Here is a 6,758-nt window from a genome sequence, read left to right as displayed (position 1 = left end):
TCGTTGATTACAATTGCTGCGATTCTTTTTTTGTCTGTAATAATTTCAGTTCTTTCGGTAGAAAGAATTAGTGATAAACAATAAATAAGCTAGAAGAAGAATTTTTTAATTGTATTTGTGATTTGATGGATGACCATCACGAAACATGGTTGTTTGTGAAGAATTAGAATAAACAACTTATGTTATTGTATTGCGAAGTATATTCATAATGTTTTTGTCTAAGTCAGAAACGCTAGATAGAACATTTAATATTATTGTTACGCAAAATTACAGGGGAACCAAGATCTAAAATAGTAAGAGAGTGGGACACTAGATTGGATCGCAAAATTGAATATGTGATTTCTATTCTTGGTGCTTCTCACTAGGAATTTACATGTTGTCAACTCTCAGGGAAAAACAAAAATCATTAAAATCAATCGGTATTGGAAGTTACTAGTGCTCTGGTTATTTAAGTGTCAAAGGACAATTCCATTTTTGCACATTTTCCATGTAAAACCATGTGCCTGCAGTAGGTTCATTCCACACGTTTGACCCGAAATTCTTTCGGGATCACTTATTACATTCACCAACTTCGGCACCACACGAAAGAGTAGCTTGACATTCCATTTTATTTCATGCCAGGCTACCCTTGCCTTTGCCTTCACACGACTATACGTTTTCAATTCCTTTTACAAACACAATTAATAGGATCAATGGAAATTGAAATTATGATGGAGAATTATTTTTAAAATTGAAAATTTTATTGATAAATCACTTAAATGGTTTATTTGCAGTGTATTATGTAGGGTGTTTCGGTGTAGGTAAAAAGTTTAAAGAGTATATATATTTGTGTGCAAATTGTGTGTAAATAAAAAGAGGTTATAAGTTTTGTGCTTATAACCTCTTGATTTTCAGTAGCGAGAGGCGGGCTTGAACCGCCGACCTCATGATTATGAATCATGCGCTCTAACCAGCTGAGCTACCTCGCCATTTGTTTTTCAAAAATGCGGTGCAAATATAGTATTTATTTTTATTCCCACTAACCATTTTTGTAATTTTTCAAAATAAGTTTCTTCAGCCGATTTTAACTAGTTGTAAGTTACATTCTTATTAATTATATTGCCGAAAATCAAACTTATGACTAGTAAAGTAAAAATCAACCTGGAATACTTAATTAATTGTTCTCCCAAGGTTCTTTATAACAGATTGAGCACTGCTTCCGGGTTAACTGAGTGGTTTGCCGACGATGTTCGTGTTCGTGGAAAACGTTACACTTTTATTTGGGACGGATCGGAGCAAACTGCTGAAATGACCCTGCACAAAGAAAACCGTTTGGTACGTTTTAACTGGATTGATGAGGAAGATGAATCGTATTTCGAATTTAGGATAACGCGCGATGAACTTACCGGCGATGTTTCGCTTCTGATAACCGACTTTGCCGAAGAAGACGAGGTAGACGAAACCCGTGGTCTTTGGGATTCGCAGGTGGCCGATTTAAAACATGTACTAGGTTCATAATTCGCTTTTTCAAATTATTAACAGCTGTGTTCCGGCGTTGATAACGTTTCTTAACCTTTTTTACTTTACTAATTCCTAAAATAACTTAGTTTTGTAAGCGTTTCCAGAATGAAAGAAAGTACATGAAACGTCTACACCTGTTTGTTATAAAATCTTTTTTAGGGCCATTTTTTATGACCTTTTTTATTGTGGTCTTCGTGCTGCTTATGCAGTTCTTGTGGAAGTATGTAGACGACCTGGTTGGAAAAGGGCTCGATTTTAAAGTGCTGGGCGAAATGATGTTTTATGCATCGTTTGCTTTGCTTCCGCTGGCTTTTCCGCTGGCCATGCTGCTGGCCTCTATCATGACTTTTGGGGCACTCGGCGAAAACTACGAATTGGTGGCCATGAAAGCTTCCGGAATTTCGCTTTTCAGAATCATGCGCCCATTAATTGTTATTGCGATACTTATTACCGGAATCGCATTCTATTTTTCCAATAATATTCTTCCGAAAACGAACCTGAAATTCTCGACGCTTTTATATAGTGTTAAAAAGCAACGGCCCGAACTGGTGTTGCAGGAAGGCGTTTTTACCAACGAAATGGATGGGTACAGCATTAAAGTTGGCAAGCGTGATAACGATACAAAAATGTTGTACGACTTGCTGATTTACGACCATACCAAAAATAAACCCAACGAAAGTGTTACGGTTGCCGACTCAGGTTTTTTACGTATTACGGAGGACAAAAAGTATATGGTGCTGAATCTGTATAGCGGAGTAAATTATCAGGAGTCGGAAGCGCAAGACCGTGGTAAAAAAGAAACGTATCCGTATCAGCGCAATCGTTTTGAATCGCAAACGATTAGGGTGAAAGTTCGCAATTTCGAATTTAACCGCCGCGACGAAAGTATTTTTAAAAATCAGTACCGCATGCTTACCATCGATCAGTTGGAGACTGCCGATGACAGTTTAACGGATGATTATTACGACCGTGTGCGCAATTATATGATGCAGCTTAATATAAATCCGACCATTTCGCGGAAAATGTATAATCTCACAGCGAAAGCCGATTCGTTGAAACGCGACACTGAGGAAATAAAAGCGGATTCGATATTTGATTTTGACGCTTATTATTCCGGCCTCGATAAATGGGTACAGGCTGATATTGCAAAAAGTGCACTCGACAGAGCCCGAAGCAATATGCAACAGGTGAACATGTTTCAGAGTCAGCTTTATAATAAAAAGAAAACGCTGAATAAATACCGGATGGAACGCCACCGGAAATTTACACTTTCGGTAGCCGTGCTTATCTTCTTTTTTATTGGGGCGCCGCTAGGAGCAATTATCCGAAAAGGAGGATTGGGGATGCCGGTGGTAGTGTCGATATTCCTGTTTATTCTGTATTACATTGTTTCTATGAGTGGCGAAAAAACTGCCCGCGAAGACGTTTGGGATATGTTTAACGGAATGTGGTTTTCGTCGTATATTTTTCTGCCGATTGGCGTCTGGTTAACGTATAAGGCTGCAACCGATTCAGCTATCATGACGGCCGAAGCTTACACCAAGTTTTTTGCCCGCCTGGGACTTGGACGGTTTTTCAAGAAAAAGAAATCAAACGATTAAACCCGAATGAACATATTGCAGGTAACAAATAAGGTTCCTTTTCCAACCAAGGATGGTGGGGCCATAGCCTGTATGAATTTAACAAAAGGATTTGCGCAGCTGGGAAATAAGGTGACCGTGCTGGCGATGAATACCTTAAAACATCATGTTCAGCCGGATGAAATTCCCGATGAAATAAAACAATTGGCAACATTTAAGCTGGTTGATGTTCCGGCTAAAATAAGTGCGTTTGCCGCTTTGGCAAATCTCCTCTTCTCGCGAAAACCATACAATGCCGTTCGTTTTATCGATGAGAACTTTAGTGAGGCACTAAAAGACCTTTTATCAAAAAATGAGTTTGACATTATTCAGTTGGAAGGACTTTATGTTTGTCCGTATATTCCTTTAATACGAAAATATTCCAATGCAACGGTGGTTTATCGTGCGCATAATGTGGAGTTCGAGATTTGGGAGAGGGCAGCAAAACTATCCCAAGGTTTAAAGAAGATCTATCTGAAAAATCTTTCAAAAAGAATTAAACGTTTCGAAACTGAATTGTTGAATACCTACGATATTTTGGTTCCGATTACTGCGCGCGATGGCGAGATTCTCGATTCACTGGGAAATGTAAAAGACAAACAAGTTTCTCAAACTGGCATCGATTCGACGACCGTGGTTCCTGAGAAAACTAATCTTGAATTTCCATCGCTCTTTCATATGGGCTCCTTAGAATGGGCACCCAACCAGGAAGGGATTTTATGGTTTCTTGAAAATTGTTGGTCGCAGATTCACCGCAAATATCCCGATCTGCGTTTTCACGTAGCCGGTAGAAATGCAACGCAGTGGTTAATCGACAAATTAAATGTTGAAGGTGTCGTTTTCGAAGGAGAAGTTGCCGATGCCTATCAGTTTATGAATTCGAAAGCAATTATGATTGTACCGCTGTTTTCGGGCAGTGGCATGCGTATAAAAATTATTGAAGGAATGGCGCTGGGAAAAAGTATCGTGTCAACATCGATTGGTGCCGAAGGAATTGATGTTACCGATGGCGAAAATGTTTTGCTGGCTAACGATGCATCCGGCTTTGTTGAGGCTGTTTCCGGCTTACTCGAAGATCGAGATAATTTTGAGCGCATAGGAAAGAACGCAACCCTTTTTATCCAGCAGAATTTTGATAATTTAGCGATATCGAAAAAGCTAATCGGATTATACAAACAATACACTAAATGATCTTAAGCGTTTTATTCTGGGTATTTTTATTCATACTGTTTTATACTTATGCCGGGTATGCGCTTGTATTGTGGTTTTTTGTGGGCCTGAAAAAGATGTTTGGCATCCGTGAAGTTGCACTTGAAAACAAGGGTTACGAGCCCGAAGTGTGTTTGTTTGTAACGGCTTTTAACGAGAAGGACTACATCAATCAGAAAGTCAAAAATGCTTTTTCGCTGGATTATCCAAAAGAAAAAATTCAATATGTGTGGGTTACCGACGGGTCAGATGACGGGAGCCTGGAATTGTTAAAGCAAATAGAAGAGCTGGAAGTTTATCATCAGCCGGAACGACGCGGGAAAATGCATGCCATGAACCGGGGGATGAAATTTGTAAAAGCACCGGTTGTGATCTTTTCCGACTCGAACACGGTTCTGGGAAAACAATCCATTCGCGAGATCGTAAATTGTTTTAGTAATCCGGAAGTTGGATGTGTAGCAGGGGAGAAGCGCATTGTGCAGAAAGATGAAGAAGCAGCTGCCGGTGCCGGTGAAGGGCTGTACTGGAAAATGGAATCGTGGATTAAGCGTAAAGACTGGGAATTGAATTCGGCAGTTGGTGCGGTTGGCGAATTGTTTGCCATACGAACCGAACTTTTCGAGGAGGTGGAAACCGATACTTTGCTCGACGATTTTATTATCTCATTGCGCATTGCTCAACGGGGATATAAAATTGCATATGCACCAAATGCTTATGCAGAGGAAACGGCGTCGTTGAATGTAAAAGAGGAATTGAAACGTAAAGTACGAATTGCTGCCGGAGGAATTCAAACTATTATGCGATTGAAAGGATTGCTCAATCCATTCAAAAACGGCCTGTTGAGTTGGCAGTATTTTTCGCACAAAGTTTTGCGTTGGGCATTTGCTCCGCCGGCTTTGTTTCTTTTATTTATTATAAATCTGCTGTTGGTAGTATATGCCAATAATTGGAGTGCGGGTAATTTTTATGCGCTTGTATTGTATCTGCAGGTTCTGTGCTACATCGCTGCGGCGTTTGGCTGGTATTTCGAAAACAGGAAGGTGCGACTGAAAGCGCTTTTTGTACCGTATTATTTTGTAATGATCAATTATGCCTCTATTCTGGGTATCGTTCGGTATGTGAAAGGTCGCCAGTCAGTAAATTGGGAAAAATCAAAAAGGGCAGTGTAGCTTTATTGAATTATGAATGTAGAATGATGATTAGCGAATGTTGATTGCAGAAGTCTGTCTTAATTTTTCTGTGTTTAATTCGAAATCGTCATTCAAAAATCGTTAATCGAAATTCGTTATTTATAGCCGGCTTTCATTTGTCCAATGGCAGGAAAGGGTAAAAATTGTAAATTTCAGAACCAGCGTTTTATTTTTTACTGTTTTCTTCCCAAAAACGTTTTTCAATCAGCTCGCTTCGTTTAATGGTTTTTCGAATCCATTCCATTTTAAGCTGGTCTTTTTCTTCAGTGCTTAATTGCCAGTCCAGATCTTTGCTGTCTCTCATTTTCATGGTTAGATGGTGCAAAATAATTGCAGCCGAAACCGAGATATTAAAACTTTCGGTAAAACCATACATCGGTATTTTCAGAAATTCATCGGCTTCCTCCATAATGGTTTCCGTTATTCCGGGTAGTTCCGAGCCAAAAACCAAAGCCGTTTTTCCTTTGGTAATATCAAAATCCTGTAATTCCAGATCGTTGTTGTGTGGAGTGGTAGCAACAATGCGGTAGCCTTGTTTTTTTAGCGTCCGAATGGTGTCGAGAGCATTATGTTCTTTACTATTATATTTATGTAGCGACAACCATTTTGAGGCTCCCATGGCAATTTCGCGGTTCACCTGAAATTCGTTGCGGTCTTCGATAATATGTACATCCTGAATCCCAAAACAATCGCAGGTGCGCAAAACTGCGCTTGCATTTTGTTTCTGGTAAATATCTTCCAAAACAACCGTAAGGTGCCTGGTGCGTTTATTTAATACTTTTTCAAAAAGCTCGCGGCGTTGTGGTGTAAGATAGCCGGCAAGGTATTCTAGAAGTTTATTATCCATTTTCGTTCAAGTTTGATAGCGTTAAATAAAAAAGGGAAGCATTTGGCTTCCCTTTAATCAGTTTTTTTTACCTACTCGTATAAGTTACGATACAGCATCTGCTAATTCAGCACCAGCTTTAAATTTAACAACTTTTTTAGCTGGAATAGTAATTTCTTTTCCTGTTTGAGGATTTCTACCAGTTCTGGCACCACGTTCTGAAACAGAGAAAGAACCGAATCCAATAAGAGCAACACGGTCTCCAGCTTTAAGTGCATCAGTAGTAGCACCTACAAATGCATCAAGAGCTTTTTTAGCATCAGCTTTACTAAGGCCTGCTTTTTCGGCCATCGCATCAAGTAATTGAGCTTTGTTCATAAGGCAAAATTTTAAATAATTAATTAAGTGATTGAA

Annotated in this window: 6 protein-coding genes and 1 tRNA gene; 4 read left to right on the top strand and 3 right to left on the bottom strand. The window is 39.3% G+C overall.

Annotated elements, in window-relative coordinates:
* Positions 1–894: 894 nt before the first annotated feature.
* Positions 895–968: transfer RNA gene (locus QZ576_RS22315), tRNA-Met, on the bottom strand.
* A gap of 148 nt (positions 969–1,116) precedes the next feature.
* On the opposite strand from QZ576_RS22315, the gene QZ576_RS22310 reads away from it, so the two are divergent.
* The 4 genes from QZ576_RS22310 (at position 1,117) to QZ576_RS22295 (ending at position 5,497) form a co-directional block, all read left to right on the top strand.
* Positions 1,117–1,497, top strand: coding sequence for an START-like domain-containing protein (locus QZ576_RS22310; protein WP_297101748.1), 381 nt, complete (start codon positions 1,117–1,119; stop codon positions 1,495–1,497).
* 122 nt (positions 1,498–1,619) lie between these two features.
* On the top strand, positions 1,620–3,101 hold the full coding sequence (locus tag QZ576_RS22305) for an LptF/LptG family permease (RefSeq protein ID WP_297101747.1): 1,482 nt from the start codon (positions 1,620–1,622) through the stop codon (positions 3,099–3,101).
* 6 nt (positions 3,102–3,107) lie between these two features.
* Entirely contained in the window at positions 3,108–4,310 is a 1,203-nt protein-coding gene (locus QZ576_RS22300) for a glycosyltransferase family 4 protein (RefSeq protein ID WP_297101744.1), read from the top strand.
* Entirely contained in the window at positions 4,307–5,497 is a 1,191-nt protein-coding gene (locus QZ576_RS22295; RefSeq protein WP_297101742.1) for a glycosyltransferase family 2 protein, read from the top strand. Before QZ576_RS22300 ends, QZ576_RS22295 begins: the two co-directional genes overlap by 4 nt.
* Positions 5,498–5,684: 187 nt before the next feature.
* On the opposite strand, the gene QZ576_RS22290 is transcribed toward QZ576_RS22295, so the two are convergent.
* Together QZ576_RS22290 and QZ576_RS22285 are read right to left on the bottom strand one after the other, a co-directional pair.
* Positions 5,685–6,365, bottom strand: a complete 681-nt coding sequence (locus tag QZ576_RS22290; protein ID WP_297101740.1) for an RNA methyltransferase — start codon at positions 6,363–6,365, stop codon at positions 5,685–5,687.
* Between the two features lie 84 nt (positions 6,366–6,449).
* Positions 6,450–6,722: an HU family DNA-binding protein gene (locus QZ576_RS22285; RefSeq protein ID WP_038554490.1), complete on the bottom strand. Its 273-nt coding sequence runs from the start codon at positions 6,720–6,722 to the stop codon at positions 6,450–6,452.
* Between the last annotated feature and the right edge of the window lie 36 nt (positions 6,723–6,758).

The organism is uncultured Draconibacterium sp., from assembly GCF_913060805.1.
Classification (GTDB): domain Bacteria; phylum Bacteroidota; class Bacteroidia; order Bacteroidales; family Prolixibacteraceae; genus Draconibacterium.
Note: the sequence above shows the minus strand (reverse complement) of the source record. Positions and strands in the feature narration are given on the sequence as shown.

Excerpts from the sequence above, each read along its gene's own strand:
- QZ576_RS22305 (WP_297101747.1), top strand. The coding sequence starts at position 1,620 with ATGAAACGTCTACACCTGTTTGTTATAAAATCTTTTTTAGGGCCATTT.
- QZ576_RS22295 (WP_297101742.1), top strand. The coding sequence starts at position 4,307 with ATGATCTTAAGCGTTTTATTCTGGGTATTTTTATTCATACTGTTTTAT.
- QZ576_RS22285 (WP_038554490.1), bottom strand. The coding sequence starts at position 6,722 with ATGAACAAAGCTCAATTACTTGATGCGATGGCCGAAAAAGCAGGCCTT.
- QZ576_RS22300 (WP_297101744.1), top strand. The coding sequence starts at position 3,108 with ATGAACATATTGCAGGTAACAAATAAGGTTCCTTTTCCAACCAAGGAT.
- QZ576_RS22310 (WP_297101748.1), top strand. The coding sequence starts at position 1,117 with ATGACTAGTAAAGTAAAAATCAACCTGGAATACTTAATTAATTGTTCT.
- QZ576_RS22290 (WP_297101740.1), bottom strand. The coding sequence starts at position 6,365 with ATGGATAATAAACTTCTAGAATACCTTGCCGGCTATCTTACACCACAA.